At 73.6% G+C, this 23,426-nt stretch carries 19 protein-coding genes; 4 read left to right on the forward strand and 15 right to left on the reverse strand.

What is annotated here, in order from left to right:
- Positions 1-114 precede the first annotated feature (114 nt).
- From ABD774_RS01250 to ABD774_RS01290, 9 genes are all read right to left on the reverse strand, one after another.
- A complete protein-coding gene (locus tag ABD774_RS01250; protein ID WP_345036724.1) occupies positions 115-1,017 on the reverse strand; it encodes an alpha/beta fold hydrolase in 903 nt (300 codons plus the stop codon).
- Complete coding sequence (locus ABD774_RS01255) at positions 1,014-1,769, reverse strand: 3-hydroxybutyrate dehydrogenase (RefSeq protein ID WP_345036726.1); 756 nt, start codon at positions 1,767-1,769, stop codon at positions 1,014-1,016. The genes ABD774_RS01250 and ABD774_RS01255 overlap by 4 nt, the downstream gene beginning before the upstream one ends.
- Positions 1,766-2,434 (reverse strand): TetR/AcrR family transcriptional regulator, encoded by a 669-nt coding sequence (locus ABD774_RS01260; protein ID WP_345036728.1) that lies wholly within the window; start codon positions 2,432-2,434, stop codon positions 1,766-1,768. Before ABD774_RS01260 ends, ABD774_RS01255 begins: the two co-directional genes overlap by 4 nt.
- On the reverse strand, positions 2,431-3,981 hold the full coding sequence (locus tag ABD774_RS01265; protein WP_345036730.1) for a class I adenylate-forming enzyme family protein: 1,551 nt from the start codon (positions 3,979-3,981) through the stop codon (positions 2,431-2,433). Before ABD774_RS01265 ends, ABD774_RS01260 begins: the two co-directional genes overlap by 4 nt.
- Positions 3,978-5,156 carry a branched-chain amino acid ABC transporter permease gene (locus ABD774_RS01270; RefSeq protein ID WP_345036732.1) on the reverse strand — a complete coding sequence of 393 codons (1,179 nt, stop codon included), beginning with the start codon at positions 5,154-5,156 and terminating at the stop codon, positions 3,978-3,980. Before ABD774_RS01270 ends, ABD774_RS01265 begins: the two co-directional genes overlap by 4 nt.
- Entirely contained in the window at positions 5,153-6,031 is an 879-nt protein-coding gene (locus tag ABD774_RS01275) for a branched-chain amino acid ABC transporter permease (RefSeq protein WP_345036734.1), read from the reverse strand. Before ABD774_RS01275 ends, ABD774_RS01270 begins: the two co-directional genes overlap by 4 nt.
- Positions 6,028-6,753, reverse strand: coding sequence for an ABC transporter ATP-binding protein (locus ABD774_RS01280; protein ID WP_345036737.1), 726 nt, complete (start codon positions 6,751-6,753; stop codon positions 6,028-6,030). Before ABD774_RS01280 ends, ABD774_RS01275 begins: the two co-directional genes overlap by 4 nt.
- Positions 6,750-7,511 carry an ABC transporter ATP-binding protein gene (locus tag ABD774_RS01285; RefSeq protein WP_345036739.1) on the reverse strand — a complete coding sequence of 254 codons (762 nt, stop codon included), beginning with the start codon at positions 7,509-7,511 and terminating at the stop codon, positions 6,750-6,752. The genes ABD774_RS01280 and ABD774_RS01285 overlap by 4 nt, the downstream gene beginning before the upstream one ends.
- Positions 7,512-7,633: 122 nt before the next feature.
- A complete protein-coding gene (locus tag ABD774_RS01290; RefSeq protein ID WP_345036741.1) occupies positions 7,634-8,866 on the reverse strand; it encodes a substrate-binding domain-containing protein in 1,233 nt (410 codons plus the stop codon).
- A 406-nt stretch (positions 8,867-9,272) separates the two neighbouring features.
- Here ABD774_RS01290 and ABD774_RS01295 point away from each other — a divergent pair, with 406 nt between their 5' ends.
- The gene (locus ABD774_RS01295; protein ID WP_345036743.1) at positions 9,273-10,919 is read left to right on the forward strand and encodes an alpha/beta hydrolase; all 1,647 of its coding nucleotides are present in this window, start codon (positions 9,273-9,275) and stop codon (positions 10,917-10,919) included.
- Between the two features lie 105 nt (positions 10,920-11,024).
- On the forward strand, positions 11,025-12,473 hold the full coding sequence (locus tag ABD774_RS01300) for an amidase (protein WP_345036745.1): 1,449 nt from the start codon (positions 11,025-11,027) through the stop codon (positions 12,471-12,473).
- 195 nt (positions 12,474-12,668) lie between these two features.
- On the opposite strand, the gene ABD774_RS01305 is transcribed toward ABD774_RS01300, so the two are convergent.
- From ABD774_RS01305 to ABD774_RS01325, 5 genes are all read right to left on the reverse strand, one after another.
- A complete protein-coding gene (locus tag ABD774_RS01305) occupies positions 12,669-12,953 on the reverse strand; it encodes a hypothetical protein (protein WP_345036747.1) in 285 nt (94 codons plus the stop codon).
- The gene (locus tag ABD774_RS01310; protein WP_345036749.1) at positions 12,953-13,243 is read right to left on the reverse strand and encodes a hypothetical protein; all 291 of its coding nucleotides are present in this window, start codon (positions 13,241-13,243) and stop codon (positions 12,953-12,955) included. The genes ABD774_RS01305 and ABD774_RS01310 overlap by 1 nt, the downstream gene beginning before the upstream one ends.
- Before the next feature lie 173 nt (positions 13,244-13,416).
- Positions 13,417-14,481 (reverse strand): glycosyltransferase family protein, encoded by a 1,065-nt coding sequence (locus ABD774_RS01315; protein WP_345036752.1) that lies wholly within the window; start codon positions 14,479-14,481, stop codon positions 13,417-13,419.
- Positions 14,478-17,243, reverse strand: a complete 2,766-nt coding sequence (locus ABD774_RS01320) for a sodium-translocating pyrophosphatase (RefSeq protein WP_345036754.1) — start codon at positions 17,241-17,243, stop codon at positions 14,478-14,480. Before ABD774_RS01320 ends, ABD774_RS01315 begins: the two co-directional genes overlap by 4 nt.
- A 59-nt stretch (positions 17,244-17,302) precedes the next feature.
- On the reverse strand, positions 17,303-18,601 hold the full coding sequence (locus ABD774_RS01325; protein WP_345036756.1) for an acyltransferase family protein: 1,299 nt from the start codon (positions 18,599-18,601) through the stop codon (positions 17,303-17,305).
- Positions 18,602-18,794: 193 nt separating this feature from the next.
- Between ABD774_RS01325 and clpB the strand changes: the two genes are divergently transcribed.
- Entirely contained in the window at positions 18,795-21,452 is a 2,658-nt protein-coding gene (gene clpB / locus ABD774_RS01330; protein WP_345036758.1) for an ATP-dependent chaperone ClpB, read from the forward strand.
- Between the two features lie 285 nt (positions 21,453-21,737).
- Complete coding sequence (locus ABD774_RS01335; RefSeq protein WP_345036760.1) at positions 21,738-22,550, forward strand: serine hydrolase domain-containing protein; 813 nt, start codon at positions 21,738-21,740, stop codon at positions 22,548-22,550.
- Between the two features lie 112 nt (positions 22,551-22,662).
- Here the strand turns inward: ABD774_RS01335 and ABD774_RS01340 are convergent, their stop codons facing one another.
- A complete protein-coding gene (locus tag ABD774_RS01340; protein ID WP_345036763.1) occupies positions 22,663-23,418 on the reverse strand; it encodes a DUF4190 domain-containing protein in 756 nt (251 codons plus the stop codon).
- Positions 23,419-23,426 lie beyond the last annotated feature (8 nt).

Genomic DNA, 23,426 nt, shown 5'->3' on the forward strand with positions numbered 1-23,426 from the left:
AAAGAACTTCCCCTTGCTACACCGTTGAAGTAGGGCGGCGGGGCGCCGGTCGGGCCCCGCGCGACGCGGTCGGTCCCGTTCCTACCAGATTCGGCCGGTCTGGTCGTATATCTGTCACGACGGCGACACCTCCGCGCGGGCGGCCCTGACCCGGTCGGCGACGGCGGCCGCGCCCGCGGGCCCCATGACGATCGTGTAGTGGTTGACGTCCGGCACCTCGGCGGTGGCGACGGGCAGGCGCGCCGCCCACCGGGCCACGTGCTCGGCGGTGTAGAGCGGCTCGCCGTCGAGCAGGCCGCGGGGGGCCCGCAGGAACAGCGTCGGGGTCTGAAGCGCCTCGAGGGCCGGGAGCAGGGACTCGCCCGTGACGAGCTCGCGCTGGTCACCCGTGACGGCCTCGAGGCGCGACGACGGCCGCCAGGCGCCGTCGGCCGGCTCGAGGTCGTAGTCGAAGTACTCGCCGAGCCGCTCGGAGACCTGGCCGGCGAACGCGGGGTGGCGGCGCCAGAAGTCGCGGTAGGCCTCGTGGTCCCGGAACGTCATCGCCAGCCGTGCGGCCGCCGGCCCGAGCACCGCCCGCATGAGCTCGTCCGGGTCGGCGCCCGCGGGCACCTCCAGCGGCAGGCCCCCGTCGACGAGCACCAGGGACTCCACCAGCCCGCCGTGCCGGTGCGCCAGCACGGCGGAGGCGAAGGCGCCCATCGAGTGGCCGACGACGACGACCGGCCCCGTGCCGAGGTGACGCAGGACGGCCGCCAGGTCGTCCGCGTGCCGCGCCATCCCGAACGGGCCGGGCAGGGCGTTGCTCCGCCCGCGCCCGCGCAGGTCCGGCGCCACCACCCGGACGCCCGGGAGGGCGTCCACGAGGTAGGTCCAGGCCAGGTGCGTGGCGGTGATGCCGTGGACCGCCAGGACGGTGGGCGCCCCGGGTGCCGGGTCCACCGGCTCCCAGACCCCCGCCCGCAGCGTGCCGCCGTCGACGGGGACGTCGACCGTGCCGTAGGTGTGCGTGCTCATCGCGCGTGCCACCCCCCGTCCAGGGTGTAGGAGGAACCGGTCGCCATGCCGGCGTCGGGGCCGGTCAGCCAGCCGACCAGGGAGGCGACCTCGCCCGGCTCGACCATCCGCTTGACCGACTGCTCGGTGAGGAGGACCTTCTCCAGGACCTCCTCCTCGCTGATGCCGTGGGCGCGCGCCTGGTCGGCGATCTGGCGCTCCACGAGGGCGGTGCGCACGTAGCCGGGATTCACGCAGTTGCTGGTGACCCCGCGCGCCGCTCCCTCCAGGGCGGTGACCTTGCTCAGCCCCTCGAGCGCGTGCTTGGCCGTCACGTAGGCCGACTTGTACGGCGAGGCGATGAGCCCGTGCACCGAGGAGATGTTGACGACGCGGCCCCAGCCGCGGGCGTACATGTGCGGCAGCGCCGCGCGCACCAGGAGGAACGGGGCCTCGACCATGATCCGCTGGATCCGGCGGAAGTCGGCCGGGTCGAACTCCTCGATGGGCCGGACCACCTGGATGCCTGCGTTGTTGACCAGGACGTCCGCCTCGAGGGCGAGGTCGTCCAGCCCGGCCGTGTCGTCGAGGTCGACCACCCAGGCCTCGCCGCCGGTCTCCTCGGCGACGGCGGAGGCGGCGGCCTCGTCGCGGTCCGCCACGACCACGTGGGCGCCGCGGGCGGCGAGCTCGCGCGCGCACGCGGCGCCGATGCCGTTCCCGCCGCCGGTGACCACCGCGCGTCGGCCGGCGAGGGTTGGTTCTGGGCTCATCGTCGTTCTCCTCCGGGGGACAGGGCGCGTTCGACCAGGCGCATGGTGGCGTCGAAGACGTCGGGCGGCAGGCCCGGGGTACGGGACGGGCTGCCGGGGCCCGCACTGCCGGGCGCCGCACTGCCCGAGGCGGCACCGCCGTCGCGGTCCCACAGGACCCAGCGCATGCCGACGAGCTCGCCGATGCCCATGAGCGCCCAGGCCGCGACCTCGGGATCGACCTCGTCGGCGAGCTCGCCGCGCTCCTTCGCGGCGACCAGGCCGGCCACGTAGCCCCGCGCGATGGTCTCGTAGTGCATGTGCAGCACGTCCGGCGCCACGAACTCGGCCTGGCGCATGATCCGGTACAGCGCGGGGTTCTCCGCGGTGAACCGGAAGAACGCCCGGAACCCGGCGCGCTCGGCCTCCAGTCGGGCGGTCTCGACGCTGGAGGCCTCGAACATGGCCCGCCGGACCCGGCTGTTGAGGTCGCGGACGACCTCCTCGAAGATCGCCTGCTTGGAGTCGAAGTAGAGGTAGAACGTGCCCTGGCCGACCTCGGCCGCCTCGGTGATCTTCACGATCGAGGCGTCGTGGTAGCCACGCTCGGCGAAGACGTCGGTGGCCACGGCGAGCAGCCGGGCCCGGGTGCGCGTGCCGCGCTCGGTGCGGGGCGCGGCGCTCACGGCCGCACCTCCCGAAGGGCGCCCCGGCGCACCTTGTGCAGGGCGGTGCGGGGGAGGGACTCGACGAAGGTGACGCTGCGCGGGGTCTTGAAGCTGGCCAGGTGCCGGCGGGCGTGGGCGAGCAGCCCGTCGGCGTCGACGCCGGACCCGGCGGCCCGGACGACGAAGGCGTGGCCCACCTCGCCCCAGCGCGGGTCGGGGACGCCGACGACGGCGACGTCGACGACCTCCGGGTGGGTGGCCAGCGCGGCCTCGACCTCCGCGGGGGAGATGTTCTCGCCGCCGCTGATGTACATGTCGGTGAGCCGGTCGACCACGCGGAAGTAGCCGTCGGCGTCGCGCTCGACGAGGTCGCCGGTGCGCAGCCAGCCGTCCTGGACCGCCTCCGCGGTGGCGTCGGGGTCGCGGAAGTACCCGGCGAAGACGGCCGGGCCGCGCACCAGCAGCTCACCGCGCGCCGGCCCGTGGAGCAGGTGCCCGCTGACCGGATCCGCCACGGCGACGTCGACATGAGGGTAGGGCTTGCCCACCGAGCCGACGTGGTCGAGGGCGTGCGCCGAGGGCAGGGCGAGGACGTTGGGGGAGGCCTCGGTCAGGCCGTAGCCCTGGACGATCCGCACACCGCGGTCGTGCCAGGTGCGCAGCAGCGGCTCGGGCATCGGCGCGCCGCCGACGATCGCGTGGGTCAGGCCGGTCAGGTCCGCGTCCGCGAAGGCGGGCAGCTCCGCCAGGCGCTGGTACGTCGTCGGGACGCCCATCATCGTGGTGACCCGGCGGCCGGCGAGAAGCTCGAGGACGGCCGGCGGGTCGAAGTCGGACTGGAGGACGACGGTGGCGCCCGACCACCACGCCAGCAGCGGCTGGACGTTCCAGCCGCCGACGTGGAACTGGGGGAGCACCGACAGGACCACGTCCTGGCCGGTCATGCCGGTGGCGCCGGCGAGGGAGAGGTTGGTCCAGAAGCAGTTCTCGTGCGTGAGCAGCGCGCCGCGCGGCGCCCGGGCGGTGCCGGAGGTGTAGATGAGCAGCAGCGGGTCGTCGTCGCGCACGCAGCGCGCCGGTCCGGGCGGGGTCCCGTCCGGCCGGGCGGGGCCGGGCACGTGCTGCTCGACGCCGTCGGGGCCGAGCAGCTCCACCGGCGGGGCCACGTCGAGCTGGGCGAGCGCGGCGCGGGCGTCCCCGGCGAGCGCGGCCTGGACCGCGACCAGCGCCGGCCGGGCGTGGCGGAGCTGGTAGGCGAGCTCCTCGGCCGTGAGGCGCCAGGACATCGGCGCGAGGACCAGCCCCGCCTTGGCGCAGGCGAAGAGGAGCACCACGTGGTCCGTGGAGTTGCGGGTCAGCGTGGCGATGCGGTCACCGGGCACGTACCCGGCCCGGACCAGCCGCTCCGCGAGCGCCGTCGCCCGCGCGTCCAGCTCGGCGTAGGTGGTCGCGACCCCCTCGTGCTCGACGGCGACCTTGCCCGGCGTCAGGCGCGCCCGGTCGCTCGTCCAGCGGCCCAGCGTGTGACGCCCGGGCTCGTCGTCGGGAGGAGGCAGCAGGCTCACGCCAGCTCCTCGAGGCGGCGCCGCTCGGCGGCCTCCGCGGCGGTCTCGGTGTGCGAGCCGGCGGCACGGGCCGGGCCGCGGCGGCGGCCGGTGAGCCGCGACGCACCGCCCGCGATGCCGCCGGGCATGAACAGCACCACGAGGATGAACAGCACGCCGAGGATGAACGCGGGCTCGCTGAGCGGCACGTGGAGCAGCGTGGGGAGGGACTCGACGAGGTCGGAGCCGGCGAGCACGCTGAGGCGCTGGTCGAGCAGCGTGTAGACGATCGCGCCCACCACGGCGCCCCAGCGCGAGCCCACCCCGCCGAGCACCACCATGATCAGGGCCTGGATGGTGAAGTCGGCCGAGGTGATGGTCGGCACCGCCTGGGACTGCAGCAGCAGATAGACCATGCCGACCGCCGCGGCGAGCGCGCCGGCGATGACGAAGGTCAGCAGGCGGATCAGGTAGGGCGGCTGCCCGATGACCCGCACGCGCATCTCGTTCTCGCGCGTGGCCTCCACCACGTGGCCGGCCCGCGAGCGCTGCACCCAGGTGACCACCACGTACACCAGCACGAGGGTGGCGAGGGCGAGCCAGAACATGTTGCGGGTGTTGACCACGCCGACGAGCGCGTCGGGCACGTTGGTGGTGGTCAGGCCGATGCCCTCCTCGCCGCCCGTCAACCCGGAGGGGTTGCGCCGCGCCATCACGTTGCCTGCCTGGGCGAACGCGAGGGTGACCATCGCGAATGAGACGCCGGAGACCCGCAGGGACACGGCGCCGACGACCGTCGCGAGCACGATGGCGGCCACCAGGGCGAGGGCGCCGGCGACCAGGAGGGGCATGTCGGTGCGGTCGAGCAGGATCGCCAGGCCGTACGCGCCGGCCGCGAAGTACAGGGCGTGCCCGAAGCTGAGCATGCCGGCGACGCCGTAGAGCAGGTGATAGCTCAGGGCCAGCGCGGCGAAGATCATGCACAGCGCCATCAGGTGCAGGCTGCCCGGCATGTACGTCGGCCCGGGCAGGACGCCGGGCAGCGGCAGGTTGAGCAGCGGCAGGCACGCGGCGACGACGACGGCGACCGCGCCGAGGAGCCAGCCGGGCACCCGGCGGCGGGCGCGCGGGGGCTGCTGCGGCGCCGGGACGGCCCGCTCGGTCACGGGCGGCCTCGTGGAGGTGGGGGAGGTCATGCTGCCTTGGCTCCCATCAGTCCGGACGGGCGGACGAGCAGGACGACGGCGAGGGCGAGGACCGCGACGAGGTCGCCGACTCCGTTGAGGTAGTAGTTGGCGAGCTGCTGCGGGATCGCGACGAGCACCGCGGCGACGGCGGCGCCGCCGAGGGAGCCCAGGCCGCCGATCACGGTGACGATGAACGCGAAGATGAGCAGCGTCTGCCCGAGGTGGGCGGAGACGTAGCCGTAGTACTGCGACGCGAGCACACCGCCCAGGCCGGCGGCCGCGCCGCCGATGGAGAACACCAGCGTGAAGGACCGGCGCACGTCGATCCCCAGCGCGGTCACCATCGACCGGTTCTCGACCCCGGCCCGGATGATCAGGCCGTAGCGGGTGTGCTTGAGGAAGAGCACCAGGGCGGCGAGGACGGCGGCGGCGACGGCGATGGCGAGGAACCTGTTGTTGGGGATGCGGGCCCCGGCGATCTCCGTCGTCTGCGCCATCCACGCCGGCCCGGAGATGAAGATGGCGTCGGTGCCCCAGAAGCCCTCGAAGAGCGCCACGCCGACCAGGCCGAGACCCACGGTGACGAGCACCTGCTCGATGTGCCGGTTGTACAGCGGCCGGATGAGCAGCAGCTCGGTCAGGGCGGCGACGGCGGCCCCGGCCAGGGCGCCGATCACCATGGCGAGGAGGAACCCGGTCCAGGTGCTCGGGTCGAGCCGGCGGGCCACCTCCCAGCCGATGAAGGCGCCGAGGGAGAGGAAGACGCCGTGGGCGAAGTTGAGGACGCCCATCAGGCCGTAGATGAGCGACAGGCCGGAGGCGACCAGGAAGTACAGGGCTCCCAGGCCGAGGCCGGTGACCAGCAGCAGGACGACGGTGCTCACTTGGCTCCCTCCGGGGCCGGGGTGGTCTCGGCGTGGACGCCGAGGAGCCGGTGGACGGCCTCGTCGTCGTCGAGCAGGGAACGGGCGTCGCCGGTGTGGACCACGGTGCCGGCGTCGATGACGACGACGTCCTGGGCCAGGCGCTCGATGACCGGCAGGTTCTGCTCCACCAGGAGGATCGGCACGGTGCGGGCGGCCTCCTCGAGGGCCTCGGCGACCTCGGTGACGATCTTGGGGGCCAGGCCCTTGGTGGGCTCGTCCACCAGCAGCAGCCGGTTCGTGTTCAGGAGGGCCCGCGCGAGGGACAGCATCTGCTGCTGCCCGCCGGAGAGGGTGCCGGCCCGCTGGCCGGCGCGGCGCACGAGGTCGGGGAAGAGCTGCTCGACGAGCTCGCGGCGCGGCGCCGCGTCGCGCTCGGCCAGGCGCAGGTTCTCGGCGACGGTCAGGCCCGCGAAGACCTCGCGGTCCTCGGGCACGTACCCGATGCCGCGGCGCACGATCCGGTGGGTGTCCTCGCGGTCGATGCGGTGACCGTCGAACTCGACCCGGCCGGCGCGGCCGATCAGCCCCATGACGGCCTTCATCGTGGATGTCTTGCCGACGCCGTTGCGCCCCAGGACGGCGGTCACGCCCGTCCCCGGGACGGAGAACGTGACGTCCTCGACGACCAGCTGGCCGTTGATGGTGGCGGAGAGGTGCTCGACCTCGAGGATCGCGCTCACGCGGCGGCTCCCAGGTAGGCGCTCTGCACGAGCGGGTCGGCCATGATCTTCCCGGGCTCGTCCAGCGCGAGGATGGTGCCCTGGTGCAGGACCGCGACGCGGTCGACGAGCCCCATCACCACGTCGATGTGGTGCTCGACCATCAGGACGGTGCAGCCGTGGTCGCGGTGCATGCCGCGGATGACCTCGCTCAGTCCGGGCACGTCCGCCCGGGCGACCCCGGCCATCGGCTCGTCGAGCAGGATGACGCTGGGGTCCATGGCCAGCAGGACGGCGATCTCCAGCTTGCGCTTGTCGCCGTGGCTCAGGCCACCGGCCAGGACGTCGACCCGGTCGGCGAGCCCGACCTCCGCGAGGTGGTCCAGCGCGACGGAGGTGGCGTCGTCGGAGCGCCGAGGGAAGCGGAGGACCGAGAGGTTCCCGCCGAGCCGGCGCTGGGCCGCGAGACGGACGTTCTCCAGGACGCTCAGCCCCGGGAAGAGGTTGGAGGTCTGGAAGGTCCGGCCCAGTCCCGCCCGCGCGCGGCGGTGGATGCGCTCGTGGGTGATGTCCTTGCCGTCGAGCAGGATCCGGCCCGCCGTCGGGGCGTGGATCCCGGAGATCATGTTGAACAGGGTCGTCTTGCCGGCCCCGTTGGGGCCGATGACGCCGATGATCTCGCCCGAGGGGACCTCGAGGTTCACGTCGGTGAGGATCTTCGCGCCGCCGACGGCGAAGCTGAGGTTCTCGACCGTGAGTGCGGCTGAGGTGGGGGGCATGGTGGCCTCTTCCTGGGTGCGGCAGGCCCCGGCCCGAGCGTCTGGGGCCGGGGCCTGCCGTGGGTGTGCGGGCTTGCGTCGGTGAGCCGGTGAGCCGGTGAGCCGGTGAGCCGGTGAGCCGGTCAGCCGGCCTCGGGCGGCGCGACGTCCTCGGCCGCCACCTGGCTGACGAGCTCGGGCTTCCAGCCGCCGTTGCCGTCGGAGACGAGCTTGGCCTGGAACATCGGCTGGATCAGCGCGTGGTCGGACTCGCGGATCGTGTAGCTGCCCTTGGGGCCGTCGAAGCTCCAGCCCTCGAGCGCGGCGACCATGGCGTCGACGTCGTCGGCGCCGCCGGCCTCCTCGATCGCGCGGACGACCATCTGGGCGGCGGTGAAACCGTCCGGGGTGAACAGGTCCGGCGTGCCGCCGGCCCCCTCCACGTGCTCGATCATCGCGGCCTCGACGTCGTTGCCCGCCGCGCCCGGGAAGTAGTGGTTGAGGAAGTCGATCTTCTCCGACGCCGCTCCGTAGGCGTTGTACGTGGAGGTGTCGCCGAGCCCGGTCACCACGGTGATGTCGTCGAGGACGCCCTGCTGGTCCAGCGACTGCCACATGGCGCCCGAGGTGGCACCGGCCCAGGCGACGAAGACCATCTGCGGGGCGGCGTCGAGCACCTGGGCGGCGAACGGCGTGAACTCGGTGACGTCCTCGGGGACCATCACGGAGGTGACCTCCGCGCCCTGCGCCCCGAGCAGCCCCTCGACGGCGGCGAGGTTGCCCTGGCCGAACGCGTTGTCCTGCGCGAAGACGAGGACCTTCTGGCCGTCGACGTCGATGAACGAGCCCGCGGTGGCGACGTCCTGGAGGGACTGGCGACCGGAGCGGAACGTGTAGTCGTTGATGCCGGTGACCGCGTCGGCGGCGGCCGGGCCGGAGATGTAGAGCACCTTGTTCTGCTCGGCCTGCTCGGCGAGCGAGAGGGCGATGCCGGAGGAGGCGGTGCCCGTGAGGATCTTGTGCCCCTGCCCGATCGCGTCGCGCGCCGCGGCCACGGCCTTGTCGGTGTCGCCGCCGTCGTCGATGGTCTCGACGACGATCTCGCTGCCGCCCACCTCGCCCGTGCCGTCGGTGGCGTAGTCGAGGCCGGCCTCGAAGCCCTCGATGAAGGTCTTGCCGTAGGCGGCCAGCGGGCCGGTGGTCGAGGTGATGAGCGCGACGTCGATCGGGTCGCCCGACGCCTCCGCCGACTCGCTGGAGCCGCCCGACGCGGCCGGGTCGGCTCCGCCGTCGCCGGTCGAGGGTGCGCACGCGGCGACGGCCATCATGGTCGCGACGCCGAAGGTCAGCGCGAGGGACTTCTTCGTGACTCGCATGGGACCGCCTTTCTGAGGTTCTGGGACCTCCCAACCTGAGAGGTGATTCAGGTAACAGGGTCGACGGTCGTCCGGTGCTGCGTCGATGGGGAACGGGACCATAGTCCCGGGCGGCCGTGTGTTTCCGTGCCACACCCGTCCGGACGTGCCTGGAGCACGGCCGAACCGTGCCGGACGTGTGGCGCACGGCCGGACCGTGCCGGCCGTGCTCCGCGGTTCTCTCCGCACGCGGCCGTAAACCTCCCGTCACACCCGGGTGACGGAGCGGGTGCCACACTCGCTGGGCACTGGTTCGAGTCCGGACCCCCGCGCGAGGGTGCGCGGCCAGGTTCCTTCAATCTCGCCCGGGACGCCGGGCTGGCGACGGAGCTCCTCGGGCGTGGCCCGGGGACCGTGAGGCGGAACGATGAGCTCTCCACGACCACGACCCTCGGCGCCGCTGCTCGCCGCGCTGCTCGGTGCCCTGCTCGCGCTGCTGGCGCCCGCCGCGGCCGCCCGCACGGTCGACCCCGACGCCGACGGTGTCGAGGTCCCGGAGCTGACCTGGACCAGCTGCGGCACCACCCCGGCCGGCACCGAGGCCGGCGTCCAGTGCGCCACCGCCGAGCTGCCGATGGACTACGACGACCCGGACGGCGACCAGGTCCGCCTCGCGGTCGCCCGTGTGCCCGCGACCGACACCGCGAACCGGATCGGGTCCCTCTTCATCAACCTGGGCGGACCGAGCGGCACCATCGTGGACGTGCTCCAGGAGAACGGCGGGACGATCTGGCCCACGCTGAACCAGCGGTTCGACCTCGTCGGCTTCGACCCGCGCGGCGTCGGGCAGTCCACGCCGGCCATCGACTGCCAGGTCGACCCCGAGGAGCTGGGCAACTCCTCGCAGCCGTTCCCCACGCCCCTCGACATCGACGTCGACGCCTTCGTCGCGAAGCACCAGGCCTACGTGGACGCCTGCCTGGCCAACAACGGCGACATCCTCGCCCATGTCTCCACCGCGAACGTCGCGCGGGACATGGAGGTCCTGCGTGCCGCCGTCGGGGACGAGAAGCTGAGCTACCTGGGGTACTCCTACGGGACCTTCCTCGGGGCGACGTTCGCCGCCCTCTTCCCCGACGGCTACCGCGCGCTCGTGCTGGACTCCCCGGTGGACGTCCAGGAGTACATCTCCGACCCGCTCTCGAACAGCGCGGCGCAGACTGCCGCCTTCGAGCGTGCTCTCCACCGCTTCTTCGAGGCCTGCGCGGCAGACCAGGTGGCGTGCTCCGGGTTCGGCGGCGGGCAGCCGTCCTCCGCCTACGACGGACTGCTCGCCAGGGCCGACGCCACACCGATCCCCGCCCCGCGCTACACCGCGGACCCCCGGCCGGTGGACGGCGACGACATCCGCGTGGCAACCACCACGCTGCTGTACTCCAAGCAGTTCTGGGGCATCCTCGCCGCCGCCCTGGCGCAGGCCGCCGCCGGCGACGCCTCGCTGCTCCGCCTGGTCACCAACCTCAGCTACGACCGGTTGGAGGACGGGTCCTACGGGCCAGGATCGGACCAGTTCTTCACCATCGGCGCCGGTGAGCGGCAGTGGCCGCGGGGTGTCGAGACGTACCTCGACCGGGGTGCCGAGTCGTGGTCGTCATTCCCGCACTTCTGGATCAACACCGGGTACTCCGAGATCAGCTACGGCCTGTGGCCGGTGCACGACGAGGACACGTACGAGGGGCCCTTCGCCGTCGAGGAGTCCTCGCCGACGCCGCTGGTCATCGCCACCACCTACGACCCGGCGACGCCCTACCAGGGGGCGCTGCGGACGGTGCGGGCGCTCGGCAACGCGCGGCTGGTGACGATGCACGGCGACGGCCACGGGGCCTACCCGGACGGCTCGGCCTGCGTGCGCACCGCCGTCGACGCCTACCTCGTCGACCTGACCCTGCCCGCCGAGGGCCTGGTCTGCCAGCAGGAGGTGCCGTTCGCCGCGCCGCAGCCCGTGCCCGCCGAGGTGCCGGCCGTTCCGGAGCCCCTGCTGGACCTCGAGGCGCGGCTGGCCGGCATCCGGTAGGGGCCGTCCGGCAGGACCCGCACCGGTCCGGCAGGACCCGCACCGGTCCGGCAGGACCCGCACCGGTCCGGCCGGGCTCGCGCCGGACCGGGCTACGGTCGGGGCATGACGCAGATCCACGAGCTGTCCGCCCTCGACCTCGCCGCCGCGGTGCGGGCGGGGGATGTCTCCCCGGGCGAGGTCGCCGAGCACACGCTCGAACGCGCGCACCGGCTGGGGCCGGGCGTCGGGGCGTTCGTCCACGTCGCCGACGCGCGCGCCCGGGCCCAGGCCGCCGAGGCGGAGGAGCTGCTCGCCGGCGTCGGCTCCGCGGCGGGGGACGACGGCGCGCTCCCGCCCTTCCTCGGCGTGCCGGTTCCGGTGAAGGACCTGACGATGGTGGCCGGGCTGCCGTTCGAGGCCGGCTCGGCGGCCCTCGCCGGCTTCGTCGCGCCGGTCGACGACGGCGTCACCACGCTCCTCCGGGCGGCCGGCACCCTCATGGTCGGCAAGACCACGACCCCCGAGCTCGGCCTGCCGCCCTACACGGAGCCGGACGTGGCGCCCCCCGCCCGGAGCCCCTGGGACCTGGGCCGCACCGCCGGCGGCTCCAGCGGCGGGGCCGCAGCCGCGGTGGCCGCCGGGATCGTGCCGGCCGCGCACGGCAGCGACGGCGGCGGCTCGATCCGCATCCCCGCCGCCGCCTGCGGCCTCGTGGGCCTGAAGCCCTCCCGCGGCCGGGTCTCGAGAGGGCCCCACGGGGTGGACGGCTCGGGCCTGGGCACCGACGGCGTGCTGACGCGGACGGTGCGCGACACCGCCGCCTTCCTCGACGTGCTCGCCGAGCCGTGGCCCGGCGACACCTACCTCCTGCCCGCCCCGCGCGGCACCTTCCTCGGCGCGTGCGGGCGCGAGCCCGGCAGGCTGCGGGTCGGCGTGCTGACGGAGCCGATCAACATGGCCGACGCCCCGGTGCACCCCGAGGCGCTCGCGGCCGTCGACCGGGCCGTGCGCCTGCTCGAGGGCCTCGGGCACCACGTGGACCGGGCACCGCTGCCCTTCGGGGAGTCGGAGTGGGACGCCTTCATGCCGCTGTGGTCGGTCGGCGCGCTGCTCGCGCCGCTGCCGCCCGGCGGCGAGGAGAGGCTGGTCCCGCTGACCCGGTGGATGCGCGAGACCGGCCGGTCCGTCACCGGCGCCCAGTACGCCGACGCGGTGTCGGGGGGGCAGCGGCTGACACGGCAGACGGCGCTGGCGTGGTCGGCCTTCGACGTGATCCTCAGCCCGACGCTCGCCCAGCCGCCCGTCCGGATCGGCTCCATGCGCGACGACGTCGACCCGGCCGCCGACTTCCAGGCGCAGAAGGCGTTCACGCCCTGGACGTCGGCGTGGAACATCATCGGGGCGCCGGCGATCAGTCTGCCGCTGCACCGCGCGACGGTGGACGGCACCGAGCTGTCCTTCGGGGTCATGCTCGGGGCGCGCACCGGCCAGGAGGAGACCCTGCTGGCGCTCGCGGCCCAGCTCGAGGCCGCGGACCCGTGGCCCGCGTTCGCACCGGGCCTGCCCGCCTGAGGGAGCGGGCGAGCCGCCCGACGCCGCACGAGGTTGCCGATGTGGCTGCTGACAGCGACCACATCAGCACATCGAGGGCGCGCTCCTCAGTGTGCCGATGTGGCTGCTGACAGCGACCAGATCAGCACACCGAGGGAGCGCTCCTCAGTGTGCCGATGTGGCTGCTGACAGCGACCAGATCAGCACATCGAGGGCTCAGGTGGCCCGAGAGGCGCCGACGGGCCCGGTCGGGCGGGCCGGCGGGTCGGTCGGGGGAGTGGTGGGCGGGACCGTGGGGTCCGCCGGGGCCCCCGGTACGGTCCCCGGCTCAGGCACCGTCCCGGGCTCCGGGTTGCGCTCGGGCTCGGGGTCGGGCGTGGAGGGGTCCGGCGTCGACGGCGGCTCGGTGTCCGCCGTCGGGCCGTTCCCCGAGCGCAGGCGCTGCTCCTTCTCGACCTGCCAGGCCTCCCGCGCCTTGCGCGCCAGGTCGTCCAGACCCATCAGATGTTGCCCGGGACCGTCCCGGGCGTGGGACCCGGGCTCTTCGGCTCGTCGGGCGAGCTGACCTCGCCCGGCTCGCGGTCGACCGTGCGGTCGATCCTGCGGTCGGCGGCGTGGCGGCCGTGCGTGGCGGGCTCGACGACCTCGTCGTGCTGGCCGGGGATCGACCCCGGCGGCGGGCCGGGGCTGGCCGGCACCTCGTCGGGCGAGTCGGCCGACGGCGACGAGACCGACGCGCGGTCGCGCGCCGGGTCGTGGTGGACCGGGCCGGGGCTGTCGGACGTGCTCATGAGGACCTCCGAATCGTGCGCGCGGTCGCGCGCTGCCACGATCGTCGCGCCTCGCGCCCCGGGGCGCACGCCGGACGCCCGGCCCCCCGGGCAACGCCCCCGCGCCGGCCCGGTTCGTCGCCGCGGCGCGGGTGCTCCTCGGGGCGGGTGGACTCCCCAGGCCCCCGGGGTCCTCAGGCCGCCGGGACGGGGGCGCCCACGCCGAACCACTCCATCATCCGGGCCGTGATCGCGTGGTCGAACGTGTCGTCGTCGTGCCGGGCCCGGAGCCACGCGGCGAAGTCGCCGCCGGCGGCCCGGTCCATCTCCGCGCGGCACGCCGCGGGGGAGGACACGGCACGCAGGAGCATCGACTCCGCCTCGTCGGCGGTGCGGTAGACGAACGGGTAGCCCTCCGGCACGATGCCGCGCACCCACGGGCGGTCGGGGAAGATCCCGACGGCTCCTGCGACGAGCGCCTCGACGTACTCCAGGCCGTAGGACTCCTCCTCGGCCGTGGCGAGGAACGCCGTCGTCCGGGCCAGCGCGTCCCAGTAGCTCTCGCGGCTCGCGGTGAGCGGGCTGATCCAGGCCCACTCCTTGCGGGACAGGGCCATCGCCCGCTCGGTGACGAGGTGCGACTCGTGCAGGCGGGCCTCCACCCGGATCGGCGTCCGGGCGGCGACCCGCTCGACCACCCGGAGGAACAGGTCGGGACGCTTCCGGTCGGAGAGGTAGATGGCCGGGTAGAGGACCACCGGCACCGGCGGCTCCTGCCGCGGGCGGACGTGGTCGAGCCGCACGCCCAGGTTCACCCACGCGATCCGCGCGCGCTCGGCGAGGCGAGGGACCGTCCAGGAGGCGACCAGCTCGCGCACCTCGGTGGCCGTGCGCTCGGAGTTGCAGAACGTGGGGAAGAGCGCGCAGGACAGCGCGAGCGCTGCGACGTCGACGGTGCGCGTGTACCGCGAGGGGTTCCACCACACGAGGTTCATCACCTGCGGGCGCTCGCAGCGGCCCGCGAGCTCCTGCCACACCGCGACGGAGTCGATCACGTCCATGTTCACCACCACGGTGCGCGAGCCGTCGACCTGGTCGAGCGGGACGACGTCGACCGCTCCCGAGCGTCGCTCGGGCCCGATCACCTGCGCCCCGGGGAAGACGCGCAGCAGCCGGCGCACCAGCGTCGCGCCGGCGTCGTGCCCGCCGACGCCCCCGCCCTCGAGCTGGATGTCGCCGAGACGCACGGCCACGTTCATCGCTGCTCACCCTTTCCTGCGCCGGTCCGCTCGCGGCGCGTGCGGACCTCCCGCCCTGACGGCTCGCCCGCCTCCACGGCGGGGACGTCCCCCGCCTCGGTCCCGGGCCGCGTGCTGATGTCGGCCGGCGCGGCGTGCCCCGCGCCGGGGGAGGCACCGTCCGTCTCCTCGACCGCCGGTCCCGCGTCGTCGGCGAGGGAGGTGCGGATGCGCATGCCGTAGAAGGAGCGCAGCACGAAGACCACCATGATCGCGAAGAAGACCGCGGCGAGCGCCAGCACCAGGGTCTGCCGGCCCTGCGCGGTCAGCGAGACGGCCAGCTCGACGGCGAGCAGCCCGAACAGGGTCGTGAACTTGATGACCGGGTTCAGCGCCACCGAGGAGGTGTCCTTGAACGGGTCACCGACCGTGTCCCCCACGATGGTCGCGTCGTGCAGCGCCGTGCCCTTGGCGTGCAGGTCGACCTCGACGATCTTCTTGGCGTTGTCCCACGCCCCGCCCGCGTTGGCCATGAAGATCGCCTGGTACAGGCCGAAGACGGCGATCGAGATGAGGTAGCCGATGAAGAAGTAGGGCTCGACGAACGCGAAGGCCAGCGTCGCGAAGAACACCCCGAGGAACATGTTGAGCATGCCCTTCTGGGCGTACTGGGTGCAGATCTCCACCACGCGGCGCGAGTCCTCGGCGGACGCCCGGGTGGCGCCCTCGTCGATCCGGATGGTGCGGCGGATGAACTCCAGCGCCCGGTAGGCCCCGGTGGTCACGGCCTGGATGGAGGCGCCGGTGAACCAGTAGATGACCGAGCCTCCGGTGACGATCCCGAGCAGGAACGGCGGGTGCATGAGGGAGAGCTTGTCCAGGTCCCTGGTCAGGCCGTCCGTGAGCGCCATGATGATGGAGAAGATCATCGTCGTGGCGCCGACGACGGCCGTGCCGATCAGGACGGGCTTGGCGGTGGCCTTGAAGGTGTTGCCGGCGCCGTCGTTCTCCTCGAGCATCTGCTTGCCGCGCTCCCACCGGACCTCGAACCCGTGCTCGCGGCGGATCTCCTCCTCGACGCCGTCGATCTCCTCGATCATCGACAGCTCGTAGACGCTCTGGGCGTTGTCGGTGACGGGCCCGTAGGAGTCGACCGCGATGGTCACCGGGCCCAGGCTCAGGAAGCCGAACGCCACCAGCCCGAACGCGAAGACCGCGGGGGCCAGCATGAGCGCGTCCAGGCCCTGCAGGCTCACCAGGTACGCGCCGCCGGTGAGCGCGACGACGACGATCCCGAGCCAGAACGCGGAGAAGTTGCCGGCGACGAGGCCGGAGAGGATGTTCAGCGACGCCCCGCCCTGGCGCGAGCTCTTGACGATCTCGCGCACATGCCGGCTGCCGGTGGAGGTGAACGCCCGCACCAGGTCGGGGATGAGCGCTCCGGCCACGGTGCCGAAGGAGACGATGGTCGCGAGCTTCCACCACAGGCCGTCAGGGGTGCTCTGCGCCAGGACCGCCCAGGCCACCGCGAACGTCGCGGCCACCGACAGCACCGAGGTCAGCCGCATCAGGGCGGTGAGCGGTGTCTCGAAGTTGAGCCGGTCGGCGCGGAAGAACTTCGCCCGGGTGACGGCGTCGTTGACGAGGTAGGCGAGGCCGGAGGTGACGACCATGGCGATCCGCACGGTGAAGATCCACACCAGCAGGCTCGCCTGCAGCGCCGGGTCCTCCACGGCCAGCAGCACGAACGTCACCAGGGCGACGCCCGTGACGCCGTACGTCTCGAAGCCGTCGGCGCTCGGACCCACGGAGTCGCCGGCGTTGTCGCCGGTGCAGTCGGCGATCACGCCGGGGTTGCGGGCGTCGTCCTCCTTGATCTTGAACGCGATCTTCATCAGGTCCGAACCGATGTCGGCGATCTTGGTGAAGATCCCGCCGGCGATGCGCAGGACCGCCGCGCCGAGGGACTCGCCGATGGCGAACCCGATGAAGCAGGCCCCGGCGACGTCGGCGGGCAGGAGCAGCAGGATGATCAGCATCGTGCCGAGCTCGAGGCTGATGAGGACCATGCCGATCGACATGCCGGACTTCATCGGGATGCGGTGCACGGGCAGCGGCCGTCCGGCGAGGGAGGCGAACGCGGTGCGCGAGTTGGCGAGGGTGTTCACCCGGATCCCGAACCAGGCCACCGAGTAGGACCCCGCCATCCCCACGAGGCTGAACGCGACGACGATCGCCACCTTGCCCCACGGCATGGCGACCAGGACGCCGAAGTAGGTGACGATCACCGCGGCGATGAACGTCCACAGCAGGACGAGGAAGCGTCCCTGCTGGACGAGGTAGGCCTTGCACGTGGTGTAGATCAGATCGGCGATCTCGCGCATGGACGGGTGGTCCGGCAGGCGGCGCAGCTGGACGGAGGCGACCAGCCCCGAGGCGAGGCCCAGCGCGCACACCACGAGGCCGAGCCAGAGCACCGTGGTGCCGGGGATGCCGAGGACGGTGGTGGCGCCGAGGTCGGGCAGGACGAGGTCGATCTCGCCCCGGTGGTCCGGGCCCGCCCCGCCGGCGGAGGTGGCGTTCGCGCACCCGGTGAGCAGGGTGAGGAGGCCGACGGCGGTGGCCGGCACCCGCAGGCGTCGCAGCGTGCCGGGCGGGGCGCCCCCGGGGCGTCTGCCGGTCGTCGAGAGAGTCCTCGACCCCCCGCTGCTCCACGGCCCTGCGTTCACGATGACCTCGCAGTCGGTGCCTCGACGCCGGAGGTCGCCGACGTCGTCGTCCATCTCCGACGCTACGACCGGCCCGCGCCCGAGAACCGAGACCTTCGGCCCGCCGGGCGGCGTCACACGACCCTCGAGACGCCCGGCAGGCGCACGGCGAGCGCGCCGAGGCCGAAGGAGGCGACCACCGCGGTCGCCGCGACGGCCGCGAACGCGAGCTCCGGCGGCCATGCCAGCCGTTCCGAGCCGAGCGCCAGAGCCACGAGGATCGGCTGGTGCAGGACGAACGCGGCGAAGGCGGCGCGGCCCGCCCGCCGCGCGACCGGGCCCTGGTGGTCGAGCCGCCGCCGGAACACGTCGACGAGCCAGACCGGCACCGTCACGGTCAGGACGCCCTCGAGCGTCGCGGCGAGGAGCGACTGCCAGGTGCCGCCGCCCGCGAAGAGCGCCAGGTTGGACCCGGCGGCAGAGGCGGCGGCGACCATGAGCGCCGTCGCCCCGGCGGTGGCCCACGCGACCCGGCCGGCGCGGCGGGCGAGCGCGCCGTCGTGGAACCAGCCGCGCTCGGCGCCGAGCACGCCCAGGGTGAAGCCGACCACCCAGGCCGGCGCCTGGGCGACAGGCAGCCGGAACCACTCGTCACCGAGCGGCACCGCCAGGCGGACCAGGTAGCTCGCCGCCGCGACGACCACCGCCGCCGCGGCCAGGTACCGCCCGCGCAGGGCGGGAGCCGGCGGTGCATCCGAGGCGCGGTGAGGAGCCGGGACGACGCGACGAACCAGGGCGTAGGCCGCGGAGAGCAGCAGCAGCACGGCGAGGAACCACGTGGGCCCCCAGGCGGGCGGCAGCAGCTGGCCGCTCAGCGGCGGGACCCAGACCACGGTCAGCGCCAGCGCCCAGAACCCGCCGCTCCAGTCGGCGTTGGAGGAGTCGACGTACTCGACGAAGGGTGCGAGGACGATGACGAAGAACACCAGCGGGACGCCGAGCCGGACGGCGCGGTCGGCGACGAACCTGCGTGGCCCCTTGCGCCGCAGCGACGGTGGGGAGTACATGCCGGCGATCCAGAAGAAGGTCGCCATGCCGAAGAGGTTGCCGACCAGCGAGACGAGCAGGAGGAGCGTCAGGAGCGGGTCGCGCACCGGCGTCACCGTGAGGACCCAGTTGCCCACGCCGGTCCAGGCGATGATCGCGTGGGCCAGGATGACCCCGGCCACCAGCAGGGTCTTGAGGTTGTCGGCCCAGGCGTCGCGGCCGCGCTCGCCTGCGGGGCGATCGCGCTGTGCGCGGCCGGCCGCCGGGCCGCGCAGCTCCGGGCCGCGCAGGTCCGGGCCGGGCAGCTCCGGGCCGCGCCGCTCCGGGCCGCGCGGACGCGTCGCAGGGCGGGTGCCCCGCCGCTCGTGACGCGTGCCGACGCCCATCGCAGAGGCCTCCGCTCCCAGTGGAGCACGCCCGGCACGGCGCCCGACAGGGGCGAACGTCCCGGTCCGGCGGCCGGCCCCCGCCGGTCGGTGACTCAGCTGCTCGTGCGGTGGACACCAGCCTTGAGCGGAATAGACTCAACTTTGTCGCGGTTGAGATCGGCAGCACCCTTGAACCAACCCCGGAGGTCCCATGGACACCAAGCTGACCACCAAGTCGCAGGAGGCGATCGCCTCCGCGATCCAGGCCGCCTCGACCGCGGGCAACCCGCAGCTCGAGCCGGTCCACGTCCTCGCCGCCCTGCTCGAGCAGGAGGGCGGGGTCGCCGTCGCCCTGCTCGACGCCGTCGGCGCGGACCGCGCCGCGATCACGCAGCGGGTGAAGGCCGCGCTCGCCACCCTGCCCGGCGCGTCGGGAGCCTCCGTCGCCCAGCCGCAGACCTCCCGCCCGACGATGACGATGATCACCGACGCCGGGAACGAGGCCAAGGCGCTCGGCGACGAGTACGTCTCCACCGAGCACCTGCTGATCGCGCTCGCGTCCTCGACCAGCCCTGCCGGGGAGATCCTGCGCTCCGCCGGCGCTGACCGGGAGGGCCTGCTCGCCGCGCTGCCGAGCGTCCGTGGCTCCGCCAAGGTCACCTCGCCGGACCCGGAGGGGACGTTCAAGGCCCTGGAGAAGTACGGCAACGACCTCACCGCGGCGGCCCGCGACGGCAAGCTCGACCCCGTCATCGGCCGTGACGCCGAGATCCGCCGCGTCGTCCAGGTGCTGTCCCGGCGCACCAAGAACAACCCGGTCCTCATCGGCGAGCCCGGCGTCGGCAAGACCGCCGTCGTCGAGGGTCTCGCCCAGCGCATCGTCGACGGCGACGTCCCCGAGTCCCTCCGCGGCAAGCGCCTCATCGCGCTCGACCTCGCCGGCATGGTGGCCGGCGCGAAGTACCGCGGCGAGTTCGAGGAGCGCCTCAAGGCCGTACTGCAGGAGATCAAGGACTCCGACGGCGAGATTGTCACCTTCATTGACGAGCTGCACACCGTCGTCGGCGCCGGCGCGGCCGAGGGCTCCATGGACGCCGGCAACATGCTCAAGCCCATGCTCGCGCGCGGCGAGCTGCGCCTGGTCGGCGCCACCACCCTGGACGAGTACCGCGAGCGCATCGAGAAGGACCCGGCGCTCGAGCGCCGCTTCCAGCAGGTCTTCGTCGGCGAGCCCTCGGTGGAGGACACGGTCGCGATCCTGCGCGGCATCGCCCCGAAGTACGAGGCGCACCACCAGGTGACGATCTCCGACGGCGCCCTGGTGGCCGCCGCGACGCTCTCGGACCGCTACATCACCGGCCGTCAGCTGCCCGACAAGGCCATCGACCTCGTGGACGAGGCCGCCTCGCGGCTGCGCATGGAGCTCGACTCCTCCCCGGAGGAGATCGACGTGCTGCGACGGCAGGTGGACCGCCTGAAGATGGAGGAGGCCTACCTCACCGAGTCCGAGGACGCCGACGACGACGCCGCCCAGGAGCGGCTCGAGAAGCTCCGCGCCGAGCTGGCCGACCGCTCGGAGGCGCTCGCCTCGCTCACCGCGCGGTGGGAGCAGGAGAAGGCCGGCCACAACCGCGTCGGTGACCTGAAGTCCCGCCTGGACGCCCTGCGCACCGAGGCCGAGAAGGCCCAGCGCGAGGCCGACCTCGAGCGCGCCTCCCGGCTGCTCTACGGCGAGATCCCCGCGGTCGAGCGGGAGATCGCCGAGGCCGAGGCCGCCGAGGCGCAGGCCAAGGAGAGCGAGCGGCAGGCCCCGATGATCGCCGACCGCGTCTCCGCGGAGGAGGTCGCCGAGGTCGTGGGCGCGTGGACCGGCATCCCCGTGGGGCGCCTGCTCCAGGGCGAGACGGAGAAGCTGCTGCACATGGAGGACGTCATCGGCCAGCGCCTCATCGGCCAGCGCAACGCCGTGCGGTCCGTCTCGGACGCGGTCCGGCGCAGCCGTGCCGGCGTCTCCGACCCCGACCGGCCGACCGGGTCGTTCCTGTTCCTCGGGCCCACCGGCGTGGGCAAGACCGAGCTGGCGAAGTCCCTGGCGGACTTCCTCTTCGACGACGAGCGGGCGATGATCCGCATCGACATGTCGGAGTACTCCGAGAAGCACTCGGTGGCCCGGCTCGTCGGAGCCCCTCCGGGGTACGTCGGCTACGAGGAGGGCGGCCAGCTCACGGAGTCCGTGCGTCGCCGGCCCTACTCGGTGGTGCTGCTGGACGAGGTGGAGAAGGCCCACCCCGAGGTCTTCGACATCCTCCTCCAGGTGCTCGACGACGGCCGCCTCACCGACGGCCAGGGCCGCACGGTGGACTTCCGCAACACCATCCTCGTGCTGACCTCGAACCTCGGCTCGCAGTTCCTCGTGGACCAGTCGCTGCCGGAGGAGGCGAAGCGGGAGGCGGTCATGCAGGCGGTGCGGGCGAACTTCAAGCCGGAGTTCCTCAACCGCCTGGACGACATCGTCCTCTTCGACGCGCTCACGGTGGACGAGCTCGGCTCGATCGTCGACCTGCAGGTGGACCGGCTGGCCCGCCGGCTCTCCGACCGCCGGGTGCGCCTGGAGGTCACCGACGCGGCTCGCGAGTGGCTGGCGCTCGAGGGGTTCGACCCTGCGTACGGTGCCCGGCCGCTGCGCCGCCTCGTCCAGCGCGAGATCGGCGACCAGCTGGCGAAGATGCTGCTCGGCGCGCAGGTGCACGACGGCGACACCGTCGTGGTCGACCGGCCCGAGCTCGAGGCCGCCGCGGCGTTCGGCGAGGGCGGTCACGCGGAGCAGGGCCTCGTGCTCACGGTCCGGGCGGAGCAGCCGGTCGGCTGAGCCGGCGGTGGCTGCACCGCGGTGGCTGAGCCGTGGTGGCTGGACCGGGGTGCGGCGGCCGGCGTCGGGCGCTCGCCCACGCGCGCGGGCTCCCCTGCCCCGGTCCGCCCGGCAGTGGCGTGCCTTCGTCCGGCAGACCCTGACGGAGTCACGCCATCGGCCGCTGCAGGAGAGCGGCTCACCGAACCGCCCGTCCGGTTACTGGACGGCGGCCGTGGTGGCCACACGGAAGCGCGGCGATGACCACTCGCCGACCCGTTCACCCGTCCGTGGCAGGCTGGATCGGTGGACATCTTCCGATCGCTGCAGGACCTGGACTTCCCCGTCGGCGTGGTGGTGAGCGACGCGGACGGCGTCCTCAACACCTACGGCGAGACCGCGACGTCGTTCGCCTGGGCGTCGGTGACCAAGCTGCTCTCGGCGACGGCGACCCTGGTCGCCGTCGAGCGCGGCATGGTCCGCCTCGACGACCCGGCCGGCCCCGAGGGGGCCACCGTCCGCCATCTCCTCGCCCACGCCTCGGGCGTCCCGTTCGACTCGGGCGCCACGCTGTCCGCGCCCGGGCGGCGCCGCGTGTACTCCAACCTCGGGATCGAGCTCCTCGCCGAGCACGTCGAGGACGCCGTCGGACGGGACTTCGGCGTGTGGGTGGAGGAGACCGTGATCGAGCCGCTCGGCATGTCGACGGTCCTCATGGAGGGCTCGCCCGCCGCCGGGGCCACCGGCAGCGCCGACGACCTCGGCGTGCTCGGGCGCGAGCTGCTGCGGCCGACCCTTGTCGGACCAGAGCTCTTCGCCGAGGCGACCACCGTCGTCTTCGCCGGGCTCTCCGGCGTGCTCCCAGGCTTCGGACGCCAGGAGAACAACGACTGGGGGCTCGGCTTCGAGATCCGCGACCACAAGTCGCCGCACTGGACGGGGTCGACCTCCTCCCCGCGCACGTTCGGCCATTTCGGTCAGCGCGGCAGCTTCTTGTGGGTCGATCCCGACGCCGGGCTGGCCACCGCGTTCCTCGGAGCTAAGCCCTTCGGCGAGTGGGCGGCCCAGGTGTGGCCGCGGCTGACCGACGACATCCTCGCCGCCGGCGCCTCGCGGTGAGTCACCGCGCCTCGCGGTGAGGCACCGCCCCTCCCGGTGACCCGCCGCCCCAGCCGGTGAGCTGCCAGCTTCGAGGTGACGTCTCACCGGCGCGGGGCGGTGCGGCGGGTGGTCAGCGGGTCTGCAGCGTGCCCTCGGTGATGCTGCCCACCATGTTGCGTCCGGAGAGATCCAGCGCGACGCACCGGGCGAACGTGACGCCCTCGTCCCAGGCGGCGGAGTCGGGCACCACGACGGACACGGCGATGTCCGTGACGTCGGCGGAGGGCGGGATCAAGGCGTTGGCCGCGTCGACGCAGAGCGTCTCGGATGCCTCGACGACGGCGTCCTCGCCGGGGTAAGGGCCGTCGCCGAGGTCGACCTCGGCGTACACCTCGGCCTGGTGCCACTCGGCGCAGTCGATCAGCGTGACGACGGGCTGGGCGGCGTCGGCCTCGAGGGCGCACTCACCCACCGCCATGGAGCCGATCGGCACCTCGCTCCCGCTCCCCGAGCCCTCGGGGCGCTGGTCCGGGCCGACGGTGGACAGCGCGGCCGCCGTGGCGGCGAGGATGAACAGCGTCAGGGCCAGCGTGGACAGCCCGCCCACGATCATCGCGGCGATGCCGTAGCCGGTCGGACCGTTGCCGCGTCGAGCCTGCAGGAACGAGATGATCCCCAGCGCGACGCCCATCGGCCCGAGGAACACCCCGACCGGGATCCCCGCGATGCCGACGGCACGGCCCGCCGTCGTCGAGACGGGGCGCGGCGGCAGGGAGTTGTGCGGCTGGCCGGAACCGAAGTACTGCCCGAAGGGCAGTGCCGTCTGCGCGGGTCCGGGCATGTGCTGCGGACCGCCCGGTCCGCCCTGTCCCCACGAAGACGTCATGCCGGAAA

The organism is Georgenia daeguensis, from assembly GCF_039537705.1.
Classification (GTDB): domain Bacteria; phylum Actinomycetota; class Actinomycetes; order Actinomycetales; family Actinomycetaceae; genus Georgenia; species Georgenia daeguensis.